The sequence below is a fragment of the Planomicrobium stackebrandtii genome (assembly GCF_030814955.1).
In the GTDB taxonomy this organism is placed as follows: domain Bacteria; phylum Bacillota; class Bacilli; order Bacillales_A; family Planococcaceae; genus Planococcus; species Planococcus stackebrandtii.
In genome coordinates, this window is the sequence record NZ_JAUSWB010000014.1 from 1 (window position 1) to 22,759 (window position 22,759).

The 22,759-nt window shown below is 46.2% G+C and carries 20 protein-coding genes; 19 read left to right on the top strand and 1 reads right to left on the bottom strand.

Annotated features, from left to right (window positions below):
- Positions 1–129: 129 nt before the first annotated feature.
- Entirely contained in the window at positions 130–408 is a 279-nt protein-coding gene (locus tag QOZ98_RS18510) for an AbrB/MazE/SpoVT family DNA-binding domain-containing protein (protein ID WP_407676721.1), read from the bottom strand.
- Between the two features lie 333 nt (positions 409–741).
- On the opposite strand from QOZ98_RS18510, the gene metG reads away from it, so the two are divergent.
- The 19 genes from metG to QOZ98_RS18605 all read left to right on the top strand — a co-directional run bounded on the left by metG (position 742) and on the right by QOZ98_RS18605 (position 22,729).
- Entirely contained in the window at positions 742–2,700 is a 1,959-nt protein-coding gene (gene metG / locus QOZ98_RS18515; RefSeq protein ID WP_308788714.1) for a methionine--tRNA ligase, read from the top strand.
- A 201-nt stretch (positions 2,701–2,901) separates the two neighbouring features.
- Complete coding sequence (locus QOZ98_RS18520) at positions 2,902–3,678, top strand: TatD family hydrolase (protein WP_308788715.1); 777 nt, start codon at positions 2,902–2,904, stop codon at positions 3,676–3,678.
- Positions 3,679–3,755: 77 nt separating this feature from the next.
- Positions 3,756–5,129 (top strand): ubiquitin-like domain-containing protein, encoded by a 1,374-nt coding sequence (locus QOZ98_RS18525; RefSeq protein ID WP_308788716.1) that lies wholly within the window; start codon positions 3,756–3,758, stop codon positions 5,127–5,129.
- Positions 5,130–5,244: 115 nt separating this feature from the next.
- Complete coding sequence (rnmV, locus tag QOZ98_RS18530) at positions 5,245–5,805, top strand: ribonuclease M5 (protein WP_308788717.1); 561 nt, start codon at positions 5,245–5,247, stop codon at positions 5,803–5,805.
- Complete coding sequence (gene rsmA / locus QOZ98_RS18535; RefSeq protein ID WP_308788718.1) at positions 5,802–6,680, top strand: 16S rRNA (adenine(1518)-N(6)/adenine(1519)-N(6))-dimethyltransferase RsmA; 879 nt, start codon at positions 5,802–5,804, stop codon at positions 6,678–6,680. The genes rnmV and rsmA overlap by 4 nt, the downstream gene beginning before the upstream one ends.
- Before the next feature lie 163 nt (positions 6,681–6,843).
- A complete protein-coding gene (gene veg, locus QOZ98_RS18540; RefSeq protein ID WP_006830753.1) occupies positions 6,844–7,107 on the top strand; it encodes a biofilm formation stimulator Veg in 264 nt (87 codons plus the stop codon).
- A 148-nt stretch (positions 7,108–7,255) separates the two neighbouring features.
- Complete coding sequence (gene ispE, locus QOZ98_RS18545) at positions 7,256–8,119, top strand: 4-(cytidine 5'-diphospho)-2-C-methyl-D-erythritol kinase (RefSeq protein ID WP_308788719.1); 864 nt, start codon at positions 7,256–7,258, stop codon at positions 8,117–8,119.
- Between the two features lie 57 nt (positions 8,120–8,176).
- Entirely contained in the window at positions 8,177–9,004 is an 828-nt protein-coding gene (purR, locus tag QOZ98_RS18550; protein WP_308788720.1) for a pur operon repressor, read from the top strand.
- 1 nt (position 9,005) lies between these two features.
- Positions 9,006–9,383, top strand: a complete 378-nt coding sequence (locus QOZ98_RS18555; RefSeq protein ID WP_142830623.1) for a RidA family protein — start codon at positions 9,006–9,008, stop codon at positions 9,381–9,383.
- Positions 9,384–9,565: 182 nt separating this feature from the next.
- Positions 9,566–9,850, top strand: coding sequence for a septation regulator SpoVG (gene spoVG, locus QOZ98_RS18560; protein ID WP_308788721.1), 285 nt, complete (start codon positions 9,566–9,568; stop codon positions 9,848–9,850).
- A 247-nt stretch (positions 9,851–10,097) separates the two neighbouring features.
- Positions 10,098–11,471 (top strand): bifunctional UDP-N-acetylglucosamine diphosphorylase/glucosamine-1-phosphate N-acetyltransferase GlmU, encoded by a 1,374-nt coding sequence (gene glmU, locus QOZ98_RS18565; RefSeq protein WP_308788722.1) that lies wholly within the window; start codon positions 10,098–10,100, stop codon positions 11,469–11,471.
- 15 nt (positions 11,472–11,486) lie between these two features.
- A complete protein-coding gene (locus QOZ98_RS18570; RefSeq protein WP_142830631.1) occupies positions 11,487–12,449 on the top strand; it encodes a ribose-phosphate diphosphokinase in 963 nt (320 codons plus the stop codon).
- A gap of 115 nt (positions 12,450–12,564) precedes the next feature.
- Positions 12,565–13,218 (top strand): 50S ribosomal protein L25/general stress protein Ctc, encoded by a 654-nt coding sequence (locus QOZ98_RS18575; RefSeq protein WP_308788723.1) that lies wholly within the window; start codon positions 12,565–12,567, stop codon positions 13,216–13,218.
- A 105-nt stretch (positions 13,219–13,323) separates the two neighbouring features.
- Positions 13,324–13,887, top strand: coding sequence for an aminoacyl-tRNA hydrolase (gene pth / locus QOZ98_RS18580; RefSeq protein ID WP_308788724.1), 564 nt, complete (start codon positions 13,324–13,326; stop codon positions 13,885–13,887).
- Positions 13,888–13,956: 69 nt separating this feature from the next.
- Positions 13,957–17,490 carry a transcription-repair coupling factor gene (gene mfd / locus QOZ98_RS18585; RefSeq protein ID WP_308788725.1) on the top strand — a complete coding sequence of 1,178 codons (3,534 nt, stop codon included), beginning with the start codon at positions 13,957–13,959 and terminating at the stop codon, positions 17,488–17,490.
- Between the two features lie 304 nt (positions 17,491–17,794).
- Positions 17,795–19,399 carry a putative polysaccharide biosynthesis protein gene (locus QOZ98_RS18590; RefSeq protein ID WP_308788726.1) on the top strand — a complete coding sequence of 535 codons (1,605 nt, stop codon included), beginning with the start codon at positions 17,795–17,797 and terminating at the stop codon, positions 19,397–19,399.
- Complete coding sequence (gene yabN / locus QOZ98_RS18595; RefSeq protein ID WP_308788727.1) at positions 19,396–20,859, top strand: bifunctional methyltransferase/pyrophosphohydrolase YabN; 1,464 nt, start codon at positions 19,396–19,398, stop codon at positions 20,857–20,859. The genes QOZ98_RS18590 and yabN overlap by 4 nt, the downstream gene beginning before the upstream one ends.
- 2 nt (positions 20,860–20,861) lie before the next feature.
- Positions 20,862–21,152 (top strand): RNA-binding S4 domain-containing protein, encoded by a 291-nt coding sequence (locus tag QOZ98_RS18600; protein WP_142830647.1) that lies wholly within the window; start codon positions 20,862–20,864, stop codon positions 21,150–21,152.
- A gap of 137 nt (positions 21,153–21,289) precedes the next feature.
- A complete protein-coding gene (locus QOZ98_RS18605; RefSeq protein ID WP_308788728.1) occupies positions 21,290–22,729 on the top strand; it encodes a D-alanyl-D-alanine carboxypeptidase family protein in 1,440 nt (479 codons plus the stop codon).
- The last annotated feature ends 30 nt before the right edge of the window (positions 22,730–22,759 follow it).

A 22,759-nucleotide genomic window follows, 5' to 3' on the forward strand; every position in this document is an offset into this window, starting at 1 on the left:
AGCAGAAGGACCTAAAAACTTCAGATTCTTTTTTTACTACATAACCTAAACTAAGTAAAAACGAATAAAATCTTAGTTTCTCAACAAGCTGAAAAACCAGGATGCCAACGCATCCTGGTTTTTATTATCTTACTTCTTCAAGTTGTTTTGGATCTCTTTTACCAACATTTCTGCGCCTTCAGCACTTAAGATCAATTTTCCGCCAACCAATTGCATGTTGTCGTCTGATACTTCGCCTGTAACTGCACAAGTCATATTAGGTAAATACTTTTTCAAGATAATTTTGTCGTCATCTACATAAATTTCCAGTGCGTCTTTTTCTGCGATTCCCAAAGTACGGCGTAATTCAATCGGAATTACCACACGTCCTAATTCGTCCACTTTTCGAACAATACCCGTCGATTTCATAATAATAGTCCCCCTTATATTTTATCGGATGCATTCGCCAAAATTCGACATTTACCACTTCCTGTCATAAATCATACCAACTACTGGCAATTTGGTCAATAAAAAACTATCGAAATCATAATGAAATTTTACATCTACTGTTAATTTTCTTTGATTTCTGCCTAGGAACGCCATTAATTTGACAAAGTTGTGTGAAAACAAAAAACGCCATTTTAAGATTGCACAAAAAATGTCGAATTTTTACTTAAAACTTCTTTGTCGAATTGAAAGATTGTACAAAATAGGGGACTTCGTTAAAATAAGAACTATACCAAAAAACTGGAGGAATTTTTCGTGACTGCTAACAAAGAGACCTTTTATTTAACTACCCCGATTTATTACCCAAGCGGAAAATTCCATATTGGAACGGCCTATACGACGGTCGCCTCTGATGCAATGGTCCGCTACAAGCGTTTGCGTGGATTTGATGTCCGGTTTTTGACTGGAATGGACGAACATGGCCAAAAAATTGAAGAAAAAGCGCAAGAAGCGAGCATGGCACCACAGGAGTTTGTGGATGACATGGCTTCAGCTGCTAAACAAGTTTGGTCAACAATGGATATCACGTATGATGATTTTATCCGGACTACGGAAAATCGCCACAAAGAAGGCGTGGAGCGGATTTTCAAAACCTTCCTCGACAATGGCGATATTTATAAAGGTGAATACGAAGGCTGGTATTGTACGCCTTGCGAATCGTTCTTCACGGAAAACCAGTTGGATAACGGAAACTGTCCGGATTGTGGACGTCCGGTCCATAAAGTAAAAGAAGAATCGTATTTCTTTAATATGAAAAAATATGCAAGCCGCCTTCTCGAATACTATGAAAACAATGTAGAATTTATTGAGCCGGAATCGCGCAAGAACGAAATGATCAATAACTTCATCAAACCAGGATTGGAAGACTTGTCAGTTTCACGGACTTCTTTTGACTGGGGAATTCCGGTTCCGGGAGATCCAAAGCATGTTATCTACGTATGGGTTGATGCTTTGTCGAATTACATCACGTCACTTGGCTATGGCTCAGAAGATGACACCCTGTTCAATAAATACTGGCCGGCTGATGTTCATGTGGTCGGAAAAGATATCGTCCGTTTCCACACGATCTATTGGCCGATCTTCCTGATGGCGTTGGACTTGCCGCTGCCGAAGAAAGTTTTTGCTCACGGCTTTATCATGATGAAAGACGGCAAGATGTCGAAATCCAAAGGCAATGTCGTGTATCCTGAAATGCTTGTTGAGCGCTACGGTTTGGACGCGACACGTTACTTCCTTTTGCGTGAGCTGCCATTTGGTTCAGACGGTGTCTTCTCACCGGAATCGTTTGTCGAACGGACCAATTTCGATTTGGCGAATGATCTCGGAAACTTGTTGAACCGTACAGTATCGATGATCAATAAATACTTTGATGGCGCAGTGCCGCAAATCAACGGGCTGCAAACGGAATTTGATGGGCCGCTGCAACGTGTAGCTGCACAAACAGTGAAAGTTTATGAGCAGCATATGGAGAGAATGCAGTTCAGCATTGTCTTGAGCGAAGTTTGGGCATTGATTTCAAGAACCAATAAATACATTGACGAAACACAGCCATGGGTACTGGCAAAAGATGAAGCTGAAAAAGAGCAATTGGCTTCGGTTATGGCCCATTTAGCAGAAAGCCTGCGCATGACTGCGGTTATGCTACAGCCGTTCCTTCCGAACGCACCTAAGCAAATCATCGAACAGCTTGGGCTGACAGAAGAGTTTCTTGCCTGGGAGACGCTGCAAAACTTTAGCCAGATTCCTGCGGGCACTCAAGTGGTATCCAAAGGAACGCCAATCTTTCCGCGCTTGGAAGTAGAGCCGGAAGTCGCGTATATCCGCGATCAAATGCGCGGAACTGCGGCACCAGCTGTCCAAGAGCCGACAATTGTAGAAGTTCCGGATGTTCCGGAAATTGTAATTGAGGATTTTGCAAAAGTGGATTTGCGCGTAGCGACAGTGACAGATTGTGAAGCTGTTCCGAAAACATCGAAGCTGCTGAAGCTTCAGTTGGACATGGGGTACGAGCAGCGGCAAGTCGTTTCTGGTATAGCTGAACATTACAAACCCGCTGAGCTGGTCGGCAAAAAAGTGGTCGTTGTGGCTAACTTAAAGCCAGTGAAATTGCGGGGCGAGCTTTCTCAAGGAATGATTTTAGCGGGTGAAAAAGACGGATTCCTAACACTTGCTTCGGTCGCTGAACAGCTCCCGAATGGTTCGAAAATAAAATAACACTACTGGAAAAGGCCTGCTTTGACCCACTTTGAAAAGTGGGTCTTTTTTTGTTTTCATGGGTTTTACGGCCCAAGAATACAGTTGAAATAATCGTTTTGACATGGAACTAACATGTTTTGTTACCCAATTGTAATGTTGCTGTGAAGAAAGATACAGGTGGAACCATTAGAATAAAGCTTAATGTGAGGAGAATGATTGATGTTTATCGATACCCATGTACATTTAAATGCAGACCAATATGATGAGGACCTTACACAAGTCATTGAGCGTGCACGAGAAAACCATGTGGAGAAAATGGTAGTCATCGGCTTCGACCGAAAAACGATCGAACGGGCCATAGAATTGGCCGAGAGCTATGAATTCATCTTCGCAGTAATTGGTTGGCATCCAGTCGATGCCATCGATTGTACTCAGGAAGACCTGAAGTGGATCGAAGAACTGTCAGCTCATCCGAAAGTAGTCGGAATCGGGGAAACCGGATTGGATTACCACTGGGACAAATCGCCAAAAGAAGTGCAGCAGGAAGTTTTCCGCAAGCAGATTCGATTGGCTAAAAAAGTGCAGCTGCCAATTATCATCCATAACCGGGAAGCCACGGAAGATGTCCTGAGAATTCTGAAAGAAGAAAATGCGAAAGAAATAGGCGGTGTTATGCATTGCTTCAGCGGCAGTGTTGAAACGGCCCGTGAAAGTATAGACATGAATTTTATGATTTCTCTTGGAGGCCCAGTAACATTTAAAAATGCCAAAAAGCCCAAAGAGGTCGCCGAACTGATTTCACTTGATCACCTGATGATCGAAACAGATGCCCCGTATTTAGCGCCGCATCCGTATCGGGGGAAACGAAACGAACCCTCTTATGTTCCTTTAGTGGCAGAAGAGATTGCTCGATTAAAAGGAATTTCAATAGAAGCAGTCGCGAAAGCAACCACACACAATGCTGAAAAGTTTTACAAGTTTTCTCAAAAAAAGTGAAATTAAGAAATCCTGATCAATTAGTAGGTCAAACATGAGTCCATATAATCACTCAAATGAAAAAGGGGGAGTTATTTTTGTCAAATGAATCAAATAATACCAAATCATCAAAATTATTCAAAGGTAAATCATTGGCGGTAACAATCGCAACCGTGTTATTGTTCGCGGCGGTTTTAACCTTTGCCATATACGAAGGTACAAAAAATACAGTATCTGTAACAGCAAATGGTGAACAGGAAGAAGTAAGAACGCATGCAGAAACAGTCGGAGCATTTTTGGAAGAGCAGGAAATCAAACCTGGAGAACATGATTTTTTGAGCCACTCCGAAGAAACAGCGATCAATGAAGATTTATCTCTTGAATGGGATGCAGCAGAACAATACAATGTGACAGTTGATGGAGAAGCCACTTCGGCTTGGACGACTGAAAACACCGTTTCAGAAATATTGGCAAAAGCGAACGTTGAGCTTACAAAACATGATAAAGTATCACCGGCATTAGAAGAGCAAGTGGATGAAGAAACAACGATCTCAGTGGAAAAAGCATATGAGGTTACCATTCAGGATGGCCTTGAAGAAAAGAAAGTATGGTCTACTTCGACTACAGTCGCTGACCTTTTAAAGCAGCATGAAATTACCGTGGGCAAACTTGACAGAGTGGAGAACGAAATGGACGAATTGGTCCTTCCGAATTCAGAAGTCAAAGTGGTTCGCGTTGAAAAGGTCACCGATATAGTCGAGGATTCTGTAAAATACGCAGTAGAAACGAAAAAAGACAGTTCACTTCTTAAAGGCAGCGAAAACATTGTTCAAAAAGGAACAAATGGCGTAGTTGAGAAAACTTATGAAGTGGTTAAAGAAAACGGCAAAGAAGTAAAGCGTGACCTTAAAAACGAAAAAGTGGTAAAAGAACCAATTAAACAAGTAACAGCGGTCGGTACAAAAACTGTTGTAGCCAGCGTTTCGCGCGGTACTCAAGCAAAAGCGGCAGCTCCAGCAGCAAAAGCAGAGCCTGCCAAACAGACAGCACCAGCACAAGAAAAACAACAAGCAGCACCGGCAGAAAAAGCGGCTGTCAAAACAGCTTCAGCTGAAAAAGCACCAGCACCTGCAAAAGCGGAACCTGCCAAGGCAGCACCGGCAGAAGCTGAACCGACAGGCGGCAAAGAGTTTTACGTGTCAGCAACAGCATATACAGCGAGCTGCACCGGCTGCTCAGGAATTACAGCTACCGGAATCAATTTGCACACGAACCCGGGCCTTAAAGTCATTGCAGTAGACCCTAGCGTCATTCCTTTAGGCTCTAAAGTATGGGTTGAAGGATACGGAAATGCGATTGCAGGCGACACAGGCGGAGCAATCAAAGGCAACAAAATTGATTTGTTCATGGCTAGCCAATCCGATGCCATTTCATTCGGACGCAAACAAGTAAAAGTTAGAATTCTTAACTAATCTACAGTAAATTCCATTCAAAGGCTTTCCTGGGATCGTTCCCGGGAAAGCCTTTTACATGTTTGCCTGCAAACGTGTAGAATAAATAAGAAGCTTGAAAAGAGGAACTATATATATGAAGATAAATGAAATTATAGTAGTTGAAGGAAAAGACGATACAGTAGCGATCAAGCGCGCAGTCAATGCCGATACAATCGAGACAAACGGTTCAGCCATAACGCCAGAGACGCTGCAGCGGATTGCTCATGCACAGCAGAAACGGGGCGTCATTGTTTTTACGGATCCTGATTATCCCGGACGGCGTATCCGTGCTATTATTGAAGAACATGTGCCTCAAGCGAAGCATGCATTTTTGGCTAAAGAAAAAACAATTGCCAAAAACGGCAAAGGCTTGGGAATCGAACATGCCCGTGATGAAGACATCCGTGAAGCCTTGCAAGCTGTCTATACGCCGCTGCAAGAAGAGCGTGCTGTAGAGATCACCATGGAAGATTTGATCGATGCAGGGCTTGTTGCCCACCCGCAAGCCAAACAGCGCCGAATCCAAATCGGCAATGACCTGCAGATCGGCTATACCAATGGCAAGCAGCTTCAGAAGCGCCTCCATATGTTTGGTATATCCAAAGACCAGTTTATCAAAGCGGTACAAGCGTTAACTCAGGAGGAAAACCAATGACCAAAGATATCGCCACACCCATCCGCACCCAACAGATCATGGCGAAGTATGATTTAAAAGTAAAGAAAAGCTTGGGACAGAACTTTTTAATCGACCCCAATATTTTACGGAAAATTGTCGGACAGGCAAAATTGACGAAAAACTCAGCAGCCATCGAAATCGGTCCGGGAATCGGTGCGTTAACCGAACATTTAGCAAGAGAAGCAGGCAAGGTGCTGGCTTTTGAAATCGATCAGCGTCTATTGCCCGTGCTTGAGGATACACTTTCTCCATATGACAATATTTCCATCGTTCACGCCGATATCCTGAAAACGGATGTACAGGCGGCTATCGACAGTGAATTGGCCGGTTACGATGACATCGTCGTCGTAGCAAATCTGCCATACTATGTCACTACCCCTATTATTTTAAAGCTGCTGTTGGAAAAACTTCCGATTCGCGGTATGGTCGTTATGCTGCAAAAAGAGGTTGCTGAGCGCATTACAGCCAAACCTGGGACAAAGGCTTATGGATCGCTGTCTATCGCCATTCAGTACTACACACAGGCCGAAATGGCATTAACTGTTCCGAAGTCAGTATTTCTGCCGCAGCCCAATGTTGATTCCGCTGTTATTCGCATGACCAAACGGGAAGTGCCAGAAGTGGAAGTCATCGACGAGGACTTCTTCTTTAGCGTTACGAGAGGGTCTTTTGTTCAGCGAAGAAAAACTATTTTGAACAACCTTCAAGTTGCTATGCCTTTAGGCAAAGAGAAAAAAGAGCTCATTTTGAAAGCGCTGGAAGAAGCGGGAATTGATCCGACACGCCGCGGAGAAACGCTGACGATCAAGGAATTCGGATTGCTGGCTGATAAATTATACGCTTATTTCCAGTGAAACCGGGATTCTGTTACAATTTCGGCACATGTTGTTTCGGGTTGAAGATATTTCGAATAAATAAATATTGACAGCACTGGATAGTCGCTGATAAAATTAGAAATTTGCTTGACTATTCTATTATATTATGGTAAAATTTTGTCTATAGTGAGGTGTAGACAAAATGCCCAAAACTTTGGCGGATATTAAAAAGTCGTTAGACCTACATTTAGGAAAACGCTTGCTTTTAAAGGCAAACGGAGGTCGCAAGAAAACGGTCGAACGTGCCGGAATCCTGCGCGAAACGTACCACTCCGTGTTCGTGATTGAGCTAGATCAAGAAGAGCATGCATTTGAACGCGTGTCTTACAGCTACGCAGACATCTTAACTGAAGCGGTAGAAATTACCGTGTACGAAGGAACTGAAGACGCACTTGTCGTGAAATAATTGAATTATATCCATATGTTACTTTAAAAACTTGCTCCTGCTTATCCAAGCGGAAGGCGAGTTTTTTTGTTTCTGTCGGCACTTTGCTTTCCATTGTCCTACGGTATGTTAAAATAGTCTTCATTAGAATATAAAAGGAGGCAGTGGGATGCTCTACGTAAAAGCGCCTGCCAAGATCAACTTAACATTGGATGTGTTACATAAACGTCCAGATAATTACCACGAAATTGAAATGATCATGACAACGGTGGATTTGTCGGACCGCATCGGGTTGATGGGGACCGCCAAAGGCATACATATCCAATCTGCAGATCGCTTTGTACCAAATGATTCCCGCAACCTCGCTTACCAGGCAGCGCAATTGATCAAAGATACCTTTAATATCAAAACTGGTGTCATCATTTCGCTTGATAAAAAAATTCCGGTTGCTGCCGGCCTTGCTGGAGGCAGCAGTGATGCAGCGGCGACATTAAAAGGGCTGAACAAACTTTGGCAATTGAACCTGACACTTGATGAGCTGGCTGAGCTGGGAGCAAAAATCGGTTCAGATGTTTCTTTTTGTGTATACGGGGGCACAGCGTTGGCAAAAGGGCGTGGTGAGATCATCCAACAATTGCCGACTCCGCCGAATTGCTGGGTCATTTTGGCGAAACCGACAATCGGTGTCTCGACAGCCGATGTCTATGGAGCCTTCGATGTTCGGACAGCTCAGCATCCAAATACAGAAGAAATGATTCAAGCTCTCCGCGAAGGTGATTATGAGGCCATGTGTGACAACCTGGGCAATGCACTTGAGAGCGTTACTCTGAAACTATATCCAGAAGTTGAACAGATTAAAGAACAGATGAAGAAATTCGGTGCAGATGCTGTACTGATGAGCGGCAGCGGACCAACAGTTTTTGGTTTGGTGCATAATGAAGCGCGCATCCCGCGCATTTATAATGGCTTACGTGGCTTCTGCTCAGAAGTTTACGCCGTACGCTTGATTGGCGAACGGGAGCCACTTGCCTAAATACGGATATTTATGGTAAGTTTTCTATAAATCATTCGTGTTTAGGAGAGGGTAGTATTGAAGTGGAAGCGCAGTGAACGGCTTGTCGATATGACGCATTTTTTATTGGAACATCCGCATAAATTGATTCCGCTGACTTATTTCTCGGATCTTTACCAATCAGCCAAGTCTTCCATTAGCGAGGATTTGGGGATTGTCAAAGAAACGTTTGAAGAAAAAGGAATTGGTTTACTGATGACCGTTCCCGGAGCAGCGGGCGGCGTTAAATTTATTCCTAAACTCCAAGCTCGTGAAATCAAGTCTATTATGGCGGATCTCATGGAAGAGCTGAGCCATTCCGATCGGCTGTTGCCGGGGGGCTATTTGTACATGACCGATGTATTGGGAAATCCGGAAATGATGAACCGGGTCGGCAAAGTATTTGCTACGGCATTTGCTAAGGAAAAAATTGATGTCATCATGACAGTAGCTACGAAAGGGATTCCAATCGCCCATGCGATTGCCCGTCATTTGAATGTGCCGGTGGTTATCGTTCGCAGAGACAGCAAAGTTACAGAAGGCTCTACTGTCAGCATCAATTACGTTTCAGGCTCTTCCCGCCGCATCCAGACGATGGTGCTGTCAAAACGCAGCATGAAAAGCGGTCAGCGCGTCCTCATCACCGACGATTTCATGAAAGTCGGAGGGACGATGAACGGCATGAAGAATTTGCTGGAAGAGTTTGAATGCACTTTAGCGGGTGTAGCCGTGCTGGTAGAGGCGGAACATTCAGATGAACGGCTCGTAGAAAAGTACCTGTCCCTCGTCAAATTGCATGAAGTCAGCGAAAAAGAACGCACCATCGCTCTAGAAGAAGGAAATTACTTTGAAAATGGAGGAATTTAATATGAATTATGTAGCGACAGACAAAGCGGCAGCCGCCATTGGACCCTATTCACAAGGTGTGGTTTCAGGAGGACTGCTCTACAGTTCAGGTCAAATTCCACTAACCGCAACAGGAGAATTGGTTGAAGGCACCATCTCGGACCAAACTCACCAAGTATTTTCAAACCTGAAAGCCGTTCTTGCAGAAGCCGGATCGTCTCTCAATGAAGTCATCAAGACAACTGTTTTCATTAAAGATATGAATGATTTTGCAGCATTGAACGAAATTTACGCATCTTATTTTGGCGACCATAAACCGGCGCGTTCGACTGTCGAAGTGGCCCGTTTGCCAAAAGACGTGAAAGTGGAAATCGAAGTTATTGCAAAAGTGAACAACTAGAACTAGATTTTGAATAAAAGAACTGCAGACCAACTCGTTAAAATCGAGCAGGGCTGCAGTTTTTTATTTCGTTGAGCAAATTTTCTAATAAGTTTTGGAATTTATGAAGGAGATTAGTCCTTTTTAGCGAATACCCATAATTAGGGTTTAAAATAGCAGCTGAGAGAATGGGGGATGAAAGAATGGAAGTAACAGATGTAAGATTACGACGTGTACAAACCGATGGCCGAATGAGAGCAATCGCTTCCATCACGCTGGATAACGAATTTGTCATCCATGATATTCGGGTGATCGATGGAAATGAAGGCTTGTTTGTTGCGATGCCAAGCAAAAGAACACCGGATGGAGAATTTCGGGACATTGCCCATCCGATCAATTCAAGTGCACGCACCAAGCTTCAAGAAGCTGTCTTAACTGCATATGAGCAAAGTGAAAACGAAACGGTATTGGAAAATGCCAGCGTTTAATCGAGCTGAATCAAGGGGCCTTCTACATTTAATGGGCTCTTTTTTTATTTGACTTTTTTTGTAATGGTATTGTCACGCCTTGGAACCTTGAAAAATCAAGGTTTTTCCGCTATAGTCAATAAGGAAAAGCGATTTTTTAAATTGACATAGCCAGTTTAAAAACTGGATTTCACAAGCAGCATTAATAAATGGCCGATAAGATTGGCGAAATGAGCTACTTATCAGCCCGGGAGTGGAGGGGCAAGGAATGGCGAATACATATGCAGTAATTTTAGCGGCCGGCCAAGGCACGCGCATGAAGTCAAAATTGTACAAAGTGCTTCATCCAGTTTGCGGCATGCCGATGGTTGAGCACGTGACACGCAATGTCGAGAAACTCGGTGTTGAAAAAATTGTTACCGTTGTTGGCCATGGCGCAGAAAAAGTTCAGCAGCAGCTGGGCGAGAAAAGTGAATACGCGTTGCAGGCAGAACAATTGGGAACGGCTCACGCCGTACAGCAAACTGCTTCATTGATCGAGGGACTTGCTGGAACAACTTTGGTCGTTTGCGGGGATACACCGCTAATACGTCCGGAAACGATGCAGGCACTTCTTGACCAGCATGCAGAAACACAGGCAAAAGCAACAATCCTGACGGCAATCGCTGACAACCCGACAGGCTACGGGCGGATTCTTCGCAACAACGCCGGCATCGTCGAGAAGATTGTCGAGCAAAAAGACGCATCCCCAGAAGAGCAGCAAGTGAAGGAAATCAATACAGGCACGTATTGCTTCGATAACGAAGCGCTGTTCGAAGCGTTGAAGCTGGTTTCCAATGATAACGTTCAAGGTGAATATTATTTGCCTGACGTGATTGAAATCCTTCAAAAGCAAGGAGAAATTGTTGCAGCTTATGCAACAGACAGCTTTGATGAAACTTTAGGTGTAAATGACCGCGTAGCTTTGAGCCAAGCAGAAAGCACGATGCGCAAACGAATTGCTGAAAAACACATGAGAGCCGGTGTTTCCATTATCGATCCGGCGACAGCTTATATTAGCGCACAAGCAGAAATCGGAGCGGATACCATCATCCATCCGAATGTGACGATTGATGGGGATACGAAAATTGGAGAAGATTGCGTCATTTCTTCGAACAGCCATATCGTCAACAGCATTATCGGTGACCGTACGACCATCCGCAGTTCAGAGATCCACAACAGCAGCATTGGAACGGATACAGCTGTAGGGCCGTTTGCACACATCCGTCCGGATACGGTATTAGGCAATGATGTGAAAATCGGCAACTTTGTCGAAGTGAAAAAATCAACCGTCGGAAACGACAGCAAAGTTTCTCACTTAAGCTATATTGGTGACGCCCATGTGGGTACGGATGTCAATATTGGCTGCGGCACGATCACGGTTAATTATGATGGCAAAAATAAATTCCAGACCGTCATCGAAGACAACACCTTTATCGGCTGCAATTCCAATTTGATTGCACCGGTTACCGTAGGCAAAGGATCTTATGTAGCGGCTGGCTCTACAATTTCAAAAGATGTACCAAAGGATTCATTGGCGATTGCTCGCGCGCGCCAGGAAAATAAAGAAGGCTACGCAAACAAATTGAACGGTAAAAAATAGGAGGGTTCACACCTAATGGGCTATCAAAATGCAAACTCGAAATTGAAAATCTTTTCATTGAATTCGAACCAGGCGCTGGCTGAAGAAATTTCGGAACACGCAGGCATTCCACTTGGAAAAAGTTCGGTCACACATTTCAGCGATGGTGAAATCCAGATTAATATTGAAGAAAGCATTCGCGGTTATGATGTATTTATCGTGCAATCGACTTCTCAGCCCGTCAATGAAAACTTGATGGAGCTATTGATCATGATTGATGCTGTCAAACGTGCTTCTGCCCGCACGGTCAATGTCGTAATTCCCTATTACGGTTATGCACGCCAGGACCGTAAAGCCCGTTCACGTGAACCGATTACTGCAAAATTAGTAGCGAACCTTTTGGAAACTGCAGGGGCAACCCGTGTAGTGGTCCTGGATTTGCACGCTCCTCAAATCCAAGGGTTCTTTGATATTTTGATTGACCACCTAGTAGCTGTACCTTTGCTTTCCGATTACTTCCTGAATGAAAGTGGCATCGACCTTGAAAATGTCATCATCGTTTCACCGGATCACGGCGGAGTAACCCGTGCCCGCAAAATGGCAGACCGCTTGAAAGCGCCAATTGCGATCATCGACAAGCGCCGCCCCCGTCCGAACGTATCGGAAGTCATGAACATTGTCGGTAATGTAGAAGGCAAAACAGCCATCATTATTGATGACATCATCGATACAGCAGGCACCATCTCGATCGCTGCCAGCGCTTTGATCGAAAGCGGCGCGAAAGAAGTATATGCATGCTGTACACACCCTGTCCTGTCGGGTCCTGCTGTACAGCGCATCAACGATTCAGTGATCAAGGAATTGATCATCACCAACTCGATCGCCTTGCCTGAAGAAAAGAAATCTCCAAAGATCAAGCAGTTGTCTGTAGCACGCTTGTTAGCTGAAACAATCGTCCGTGTTCATGAACAAAAATCTGTCAGCACACTGTTTGATTGATCAGAATAACCACCTTTCTGTGTAATAGGTTTCATTATTGTAAGAAAAGGGTATATACTGTTTATGTACCTATCGAGAATTATGTACTTTTTAATATAACTGGAGGCTGAAAGTAATGACTGTAAAAATGACCGCACAAAAAAGAGAAAGCAGCAACAAGAATTCTGCATTAACTGAACTTCGTTCGAAAGGAAATGTACCAGGCGTAGTTTACGGCTTTAAAACTGAAACGACACCGGTAACTGTATCTGAAATCGAATTGATCAAAACTTTGCGTGAATCTGGACGTAACGGCGTAATCAGCCTTGAAATTGATGGCAAGAGCACAAATGTTGTATTGAGCGATTATCAAATGGACGCTTTAAAAGGCAGCTTCAAGCACGTTGACTTTTTAGCAATCAACATGTCAGATGAGCTTGAAGTGGCTGTAGCAGTTCACTTGACTGGCGAATCAGCAGGCGAAAAAGAAGGCGGCTTTATCACTCAGCCGAACCGCGAAGTAAATGTTCGCGTGAAGCCTTCTGATATTCCGGATGCACTAGAAGTTGATACTACTGAACTGGCGATTGGCGAAACAATCACAGTCGGCGATATCCGCGGAACTGTATCTTATGAAATTTTGGATGAAGACGATTTTATCCTTGTTTCTGCAACAGCTCCACGTACACAGGAAGAATTGGACGAGCTTGAAACTGTATCTGAAGAAGATGCAGAACCAGAAGTGGTTGGCAGCGAAGATTCTGAAGAAGAAGATAAAAAAGAAGCATAAATATGAATGGGAAATAGGGGCTGTCGAGAGACAGTCCCTATTTTTTTGTTTCGCGATTGATTATGGTAAAATAAAAGGCAGTGAAAAAAGCAAAGGAAGATGGGTATGAAACTGATTATCGGCTTGGGAAATCCGGGCAAAACATATGAAGACACACGCCACAATATCGGCTTTAAAGTGGTCGATTATTTGGCAAGCCAATGGAATGCTCCGTTGACGCAGGCGAAATTCAAAGGGATGTACTCCATTAGCCACCGTCCTGAAGGCAAAGTGATGCTGCTCAAGCCGTTGACTTACATGAATTTATCGGGCGAGAGTGTCAGTGCGCTGATGGATTACTACGGCATCGAGCTGAAAGACATCATTGTCATATACGATGATTTGGATTTGCCGGCTGGCCAACTGCGATTGCGCCAAAAAGGCAGTGCCGGTGGCCATAATGGCATCAAGTCACTGATCCAGCATTTAGGCACACAGGAATTCAACCGGCTGCGCATCGGCATCAGCCGTCCGCCGGCAGGCATGAAAGTACCGGATTACGTGCTCCAGCGCTTCTCGAAAGAAGAAATTCCGGAAGTGGCGGATGCCATCAAAAGGAGTGCGGCAGCTTGCGAAACCTGGCTGTCGAAACCCTATCTCGAAGTAATGAATCAATTTAATGGAGCATAATCGCTTTGACGCAGTTGGCGTTCAGAGCTTTTTTCTGTTTCCTGTGTTTTTTTGAAAGGAGGAAGTTGGATGAATCACATATTACGAACCTTTTCGGAGGATACCCATACACAAAACTTTATAGCAGATTTGAAGAAGGGGCAGGACCATCAGCTGATTTCCGGTTTATCCGGCAGCGCGCGGCCGATTTTTTACCAGACAATCTGGTCGGAAGCGGAAACCCCTTTGTTGATCGTGACACCGAATTTATTGCATGCACAGCGTGTATACGACGACTTGGTGAGGCTCGTTGGTGAACAGCAAGTCCACCTTTACCCAGCGGAAGAGTTGATTGCTGCAGAGGTGTCGTTTTCAGGGCCGGAACTGCGGGCTCACCGCATTGATACGCTTGATCATATGAAAAGCGTTGGAAAAGGGATTTACATCACACCGGTAGCAGGGATGCGCAAGCTGTTGCCGACAAAAGAGCAGTGGGACTATGCCACACTCCGCATTGCTGAAGGCGAAGAACTTGATACAGGCGAGTGGCTCTTGAAATTGGTGGCGATGGGCTATTCCCGTACGCCTATGGTGACCACTCCTGGAGAGTTTGCGCTTCGCGGAGGAATTTTGGATATTTATCCGCTGAACTTTGAACACCCGGTACGTATCGAGTTGTTCGATACAGAAGTGGATTCACTGCGGCTGTTTTCAGCAGACGATCAGCGTTCGCTGGAGAAAGTCCAGTCGCTGTGCATCCTTCCGGCAAGTGAACTGGTGCTGTCGAAAGACCAGCGTGTCGGACTGGCAGAGAAGTTGGAGGGCAAACTTGCTGCCAGCTTGAAAAAAATCAAAGCTGACGATACGAAAGCTTTGATGCTTCAGCATATCCAGCATGACATCGATTTGCTGAAACAAGGCGAAACGCCGGAGCAGCTGGCGAAATATGCCTCTCTGATCGATACTCAGTCCTCATTTTTAGGCGATTATTTCCCGGGAAATGGACTGGTCTTTTTTGACGAGCTGGGACGCATACAAGAAATGACGGATACGTTAGAGCGCGAAGAAGGCGATTGGATTGTTTCGCTTTTGGAAGAAGGAAAGTTTCTTCATGATGTCTCGTTAACCTACACGTTCCGGGAAATGATGGCAAAGCTCGAGCAGAAAGTAACGTTCCTGTCTTTATTCGTACGGACATTTCCGATGGTATCGGTTAAAAAGTCCATCGCCTTTTCATGCAAGCCGATGCAATCTTTCCATGGCCAAATGCATCTCCTGAAAGCAGAGATGGAGCGCTGGACCTTAGGGAAGTTCCAAATCTTTATCGTGGCACAGGGTGAAGACCGCATGCAAAAAGTGCGTGCCGTTCTGGCTGATTATGATATGGAAGCGGAGATTGCCTCACCTTCGACGGAAATTCAAGGCGGCAAAATCTATTTGGTTGATGGGGAATTATCGACAGGATTTGAGATGCCGCTGCAGCGTTTGACCGTCATTACGGATTCGGAATTGTTCAAGCAGCAGCCGAAGAAGAAAACACGTGCGCAAAAGCTGACAAATGCCGAGCGCATCAAGAGCTACTCCGAAATCAAACCAGGGGATTATATTGTCCACATTCACCACGGCATCGGCCGTTTTGTAGGCATCGAAACCTTGGAAAGCGGAGGCGTCCATAAAGATTATCTCCATATTGTCTATAAAGCTGACGATAAATTATTCGTACCGGTCGATAAAATCGACTTGATTCAAAAATACATCGCATCTGAAGAAAAAGAGCCAAAACTGCATAAGATGGGCGGCGCGGAGTGGAAGAAAACCCGCACGAAAGTATCGGCAGCTGTTCAGGACATTGCGGATGACCTGATCAAGCTTTATGCAGAGCGGGAAGCGTTAAGAGGTTTTGCGTTTTCTGAAGAGCAGGACATGCAGCGCCAGTTTGAAGCGGAATTTCCTTACGAAGAAACCGTCGATCAACTGCGCTCGATCAATGAAGTAAAGCGCGACATGGAAAACGAACGGCCGATGGACCGCCTGATCTGCGGCGATGTCGGTTACGGTAAAACAGAAGTTGCCATCCGCGCGGCGTTCAAAGCGGTATTGGACGGCAAACAAGTGGCCTTTCTTGTGCCGACAACGATATTGGCGCAGCAGCATTTTGAAACGATGAGCGAGCGGTTCAAGGATTACCCGATTACGGTCGGCTTAATGAGCCGCTTCCGTTCCAAAAAACAGCAGGGCGAAACCGTCAAAGGCTTAAAAAATGGATCAGTTGACGTAGTTGTCGGCACACACCGCATTTTATCGAAAGATATGCAGTACAAAGACCTTGGATTGTTGATCATCGATGAAGAACAGCGATTTGGCGTAACCCATAAAGAAAAGATTAAGCAAATGAAGACCAACGTAGATGTTCTGACCCTGACTGCAACGCCGATTCCGCGAACGCTCCATATGTCGATGATCGGCGTGCGCGACTTGTCTGTCATCGAAACACCGCCGGCCAACCGTTTCCCGGTGCAAAGCTATGTTATGGAGCACAACGGCGCACTCGTACGCGAAGCCATCGAACGCGAAATGGCGCGCGGCGGCCAAGTGTTTTATTTGTATAACCGTGTGGACGATATGACGCGGAAAGTGGAGGAAATTCAAGCATTGGTGCCGGAAGCGCGCGTCGGCTATGCCCATGGGCAAATGAGCGAAACCGAACTGGAATCGGTCATTTTGGGATTCCTTGACGGCGATTACGATGTTCTGGTTACAACCACCATCATTGAAACCGGCATTGACATTCCGAACGTAAACACTTTGATCGTCTATAATGCCGATCGCATGGGCTTGTCTCAGCTTTATCAATTGCGCGGACGCGTCGGGCGCTCGAGCCGTGTCGCTTACGCTTACTTTATGTATCAGCGCGACAAAGTGCTGACAGATGTTGCGGAAAAACGCCTGATGGCCATTAAGGAATTCACCGAGCTCGGATCCGGCTTTAAAATCGCCATGCGTGATTTGACGATCCGCGGGGCAGGCAACCTGCTCGGTTCGCAGCAGCACGGCTTTATTGATTCCGTCGGCTTTGACTTGTATTCGCAAATGCTGCAGGAGGCAATCGACGAACGCCAGTCGGGAGTCAAAAAAGAAGTGGTTCCGGAAATTGAAATTTCCCTTGATGTCGATGCCTACATTCCAGATTCCTATGTCAGCGACGGCTATCAAAAGATCCAAATGTACAAACGCGTCAAAGGCGTGGATACAGAAGAGGAAATGACCGAGCTGCAAGATGAATTGATCGACCGTTTCGGGGATATGCCAAATGAAACCGACAGCTTGCTGCGCATTGCCCGCATGAAAGTATGGGCACGCCAAGTAGGAGTCGAATCGATCAAGCAAAACGGCAAAGTCGTGACCGTCAAACTGAGCGAAAGAGGTACAGCCAGCATCAACGGCGGCAAAGTGGTGGAAGAATCGGCCGCATACGGACGCGCCGTCGGATTCAGCATGTCGGGCCAGCAGCTGGTCATGTCCATCGATGAAAACAAAACCAAAAAACTGCATCCATTCGATGTGCTGGAAGGCATGATAAAACTACTGCCGGAATCGCTTCGTGAAGAAAAATCGGTTAGTTGAGTTGAATTGAATTAATTAAGTTGAAGGTTTTTAGCTAAAGAAACGAACGATCTTTATAAGAAAGCGATTGCTGTTTTATACAATTTAAGAAGGTAAGGAGAAACTAGTAGAACCACAGGAGTCTCTTTCCGATTCACAACCTTACCAAACGCCGACGCGTCGTCCATGGGCTGGGCGAAGCAAGAAGACGGATGGTTTTCCCGGCTTCTTGTGGGAACCATGCCCCAAGCGGACGACGCTATGTATAACAGCAAAATTTTTTCCGACATATAAAGTTATTATAAGTAAGAGATGAGTGGGTCCGGTGAACAATGAAGGCACAATGAAATCATTTATGAAAGGCGCGGTCCTGCTGACGATTGCAGGATTTATCGTCAAGCTGCTGAGTGCGGTCTACCGGGTGCCTTTCCAGAACCTCGTTGGAGATCAAGGCTTCTACATTTATCAGCAAGTGTACCCGTTTGTCGCCATTTTCGGCATCTGGACATCCTATGGCTTTGCCGTAGCGGTTTCCAAATTGCTGGCGGATACCGACAGGCAAGTACACGGGCCAATTTTGCGCATTGCGTTCATGTATGTGGCTGCTATCTCCATAACTGTATTTGCACTGCTGTTTTTCGGTGCGGAACTGCTGTCGGACTGGATGGGCGATGCCCAATTGGACCGTTTGCTGAAAGTAGGTGCGTTTTCCGTTCTCTTGATGGCGCCGCTCGCTATTTTAAAAGGGTATTTCCAGTCGCGCAATGACATGGCGCCAGTCGCCTATGCTCAAGTGATGGAACAGGGGCTTCGCGTATCGGTCATTTTAATCGGTACCTGGCTCGTCGTTTCGAGCGGATTTTCGCTGTACGCTGCAGGACAAATGGCGATGCTTGGTGCAGTTGCCGGTGGGTTGGGCGCGGTGGTACTGCTGCTGGTCTATTTCCGCGGGCAGTCGGATTTCCTGAAACAGCCTTCACAAGTAAAAACCTGGCCGATCATCAAGCAAATGACTGCGGTCAGTTTGAGTGTCAGCATGAGTTCTTTGATCTTGCTGCTGTTTCAGCTGGTGGATTCATTTACGGTATTCCGGCTGCTGGAAGAAAGCGGCTTTGCACGTATTGCCGCTATGGAACAGAAAGGGATCTACGACCGCGGCCAGCCGCTGGTGCAATTCGGTATTTTGATCGCCACTTCGCTGACTTTGGCCATTGTTCCACTGGTTGCCCGGACTTCAAAAAAACATAGCGGCAGGCCGCCTGAAGTATATGCCCAATTGGCATTCCGTGTGTCGTTCCTGTTTGCGTTCGCCGCTGCAGCAGGGCTCACCTTCGTTATGTCTTATGTTAACGAAACCTTATTCCAAACGCGCGAACAGTCCGGCGCCCTAGTTATCTTTAGTTGGCAGATCGTCTGGATGTCGCTGCTGCTGATCATGACGGCGATGCTTCACGGGCTCGGCAAGGTGAGGGTTCCGGCTTTGCTGCTGCTATCGGGTTTGGCTGTAAAAGTCATCGGCAATTGGCTGCTGCTGCCCATTTGGGGAGTCACAGGTGCGGCTGTTGCCGGGAATATAGGCTTGGCGGTGATTGTAGCGGGCTTATTGGTTTACTTTAAAAAAGTCTGGCCGCTGCAGTTTGCTCCGGTTTCCTACTACGCTTGGCTTTTTGGGGCCGCTGCAGCCATGTCTGCAGTAGTGCTGGGCTGGTCGATTGCGGCTGACGGCTATCTGTTTGATGGCTTGTCAAGCCGTCTAGGCGCTGCGTTCACAACGGCGACGGCGATTCCGCTTGGTGCTGTGGTATTCATGGCATTAATCGCCAAAAGCCGCATCATAACAGAAAAAGAATGGTATATCATTCCGTTCGGCCGCAAGCTGGCAGGACTGCAATTAGCAATAAATTCAAAGAAAAAAGGTGAAAAGCGATGAACACCATTCATATAATTGGCCTTGGTGCCGGAGATTTAGACCAATTGCCGCTAGGCGTTTATAAAAAGCTGAAAGCGGCGGACAATTTATACGTACGGACCGAAGATCATCCGGTACTGGCGGAGCTGGCTCAAGAAGGTGTAACTTTTACGAGCTTTGATTCAGTTTATGAAAAGCACGATGCCTTCAGCCCGGTCTATGAAGAAATTGCGGAAACGCTGATCCGTTTATCGCATCAGGCATCGATCATCTATGCCGTTCCAGGCCATCCTTTGGTCGCGGAGCAGACCGTGCAAAATTTGATTGGAGCAGAAAAGCAGGGGCGTTGCCAGTTGGCTATCGAAGGCGGACACAGTTTCCTGGATTCGCTGTTCGGGGCGCTTCGCATCGATCCCATTGAAGGCTTTCAATTGATGGACGGCACAGAAATGACCAGCGATCAAGTCAACATGACGCAGCACTTATTGATTGCCCAGGTGTATGACAGCTTTAGTGCATCAGAAGTCAAATTGACGCTGATGGAAAAATACCCGGACGATTATCCGGTGACCATTGTCACAGCTGCCGGATCTAAAGACGAAGTGCTGCGCACCGTGCCGCTTCATGAATTGGACCGCTCGGCAGAAGTCAACAACTTGACGACCGTTTATGTGCCGCCTGCCAATGATCAAACCCAGCGCTTGAAGGAATGGCAAACTTTCCGAAGCATCATCGCGAAGCTGAGAAGCCCTGAAGGCTGTCCTTGGGACCGGGAGCAAACGCATGAGTCGCTGAGCCCGTTTTTGATTGAAGAAGCACATGAGCTGCTTCAGGCGATTCAGGAGGAAGACGATCGAGCGATTGCGGACGAATTGGGCGATGTGTTGCTGCAAGTGTTCCTGCATGCCCAAATTGGCCAAGATAACGGCTACTTCCAGTTAGAGGATGTGCTGGAATCCATCAGTGCGAAAATGATTCGCCGCCACCCGCATGTGTTCGGTGATGTGACGGCTGACGATGCCGATCAAGTTGTCGCCAATTGGCAGGAAATCAAAGCACAGGAAAAACCTGCTTCCGAGTCTTTATTGGAAGGCCAGGACCGGTTCAGTTCGTCCTTGACCACTTCGTTCAATTACCAGAAAAAAGCGGCGAAAGTCGGATTTAGCTGGCCGGATGCAGCCGGCGCGTGGGATAAATTTCACGAAGAATTGCAGGAGTTTCAACAGGAAGTGGCGAAAGGTTCCAAAGCCCGCCAATTGGACGAACTCGGCGATTTGTTGTTCACCTTGGTGAACATTGCCCGTTTCTTCGACTTGTCACCTGAACAAGCGATGATGCATGCGAACCGGAAATTCCAAACGCGTTTCAGCTATGTGGAACAGCAGGTAAAGCAGGGAACTGGAAACTTCAGCGATTACACGTTGGAGCAGCTGGATAGATTTTGGAACCAGGCCAAATTAATGGCAAGAAAGGAAGAATAACTATGCGCCTCGATAAATTTTTGAAAGTTTCACGCCTGATTAAACGCCGTACGTTAGCGAAGCAAGTGGCCGACCAAGGCCGGATCACTGTAAACGGCAATAAAGCGAAAGCCAGCTCAGTCATCAAAGAAAACGATGAGCTGCAAATCCGTTTCGGCCAAAAAGTCGTGACGGTGCGTATCGATCGGCTGAAAGAAGTAGCGAAAAAAGAAGAAGCGGCCAATATGTACACCATCTTGAAAGAAGAAAAGCTGGAAAAGGTCGAACCTGAGTTTATTGATGACGAAGCGTAATGCGTTTTCAAAACCTGCCTTGAGCAGGTTTTTTTCTTTTTCTGAACAAAATGCACCATAGATAAAGCCGATTATTTTCTATATGATAAAAAAAACAAAAGAAAAGTTCCTGAACAGGGATTTATTGAGAGGAAATGATGGGATTGCCAAAAATTTCGATGGGCAAAAAAATTGGAATATCAGCAGCTGCGCTTTTGGTAGCTGCTTCAATGCTGCCACAGCAAGGACCTGTGCAACTGGGTGTGAGCCAGGCCAATGCGGCAAGTTCTTTTCAAGACGTCACGACTTTCAAAAAAGAAATCGATTATCTGGCCGGATTGGGCATCATCAAAGGATTTCCGGGCGGCAGTTTCAAACCGGCCGCCACCATCACCCGGCTGGATGCTGTACGGATGATCCTGCGTGAGATGGAACCTAAGGAAACGGCTGCGCCTAATCCGGGCTTCGCCGACTTGAAACCCGGCTCTCCCGGATATGAAGAAGTCGCCAAAGCAGTGGAACTTGGTTTTATTGAAGGCAAAGAATCTCGGGACGGCGTAAAGTACTTTGATCCCAAAGGTGCTCTGACCCGGGCAGAAATGGCCAAAATCCTGACAGAAGCCTATCGTTTAACAGCCAATAAAGGCATTTCTTTCACCGATGTTGGTTCTGCTTATTGGGCAAATGCCTACATAAGCCGCTTGGCGACAGCCGGCATCACCAACGGTTATCCTGGCGGGGCATTTAAGCCGAAAGAAGCTTTGCAGCGCCAGCATTTTGCGGGATTCATGGCACGGCTCTTAGCTCCTGCCCAGTTTCCACTTCCTGCAGCACAGCCTGAAAAACCCGTCACCTACACGACGATCGACCAATTGAACATGCGGTCAAAAGCCGGAGTCGGCAATCCGATTATTGCCTCGATTCCTTATGGAGCAACAGTTGTGTATCTTGGCAAAGAAGGCAATTGGTACAAAGTAGAATACGGCAACAAAGTCGGATGGGTAAATGCAGCTTATTTGACCAAAGAAACGCCAAGCAACCCGGCTGCCTATGCAGCACCTTCGACCGAAACACCGGGAACATATGCGTCAGGTGTTTTGATCGTCAATAAAAAATACAGCCTGCCTTCCAGTTACAATCCTGGCGTCAGCAAGCTGGCCCAAAAAGCAGTTGATGCCATGACGGCAGAGGCGAAAAGGCAAGGTGTCCAGCTGACTGCTTTCAGTACGTTCCGTTCCTATAATCGCCAAAAAGAGCTGTACACCAGCTATGTCAGCAGGCACGGTGCGGCAGAAGCCAATCGTTTCAGCGCAAAACCTGGCCATAGCGAACACCAAACAGGTTTGGCGTTCGATTTTGGCGGAAGCGACCAGTCTAAGTGGTTGAAGGAATCATTTGCAGCGACCAAAGAAGGAAAATGGCTTGCAGCAAATGCCCATAACTACGGTTTTATTCTCCGCTACCCTAAAGGAAAAGAGGCCATCACCGGCTATATGTACGAACCTTGGCATTTCCGCTACCTGGGTTCTGATGTGGCAAGCCAAGTGAAAAAAAGCGGCAAGACTTTGGAAGAATATTTGAAAGTCAGCGGCAAATAAACAGAGAAACGCCTTAGGAATGGATCTATT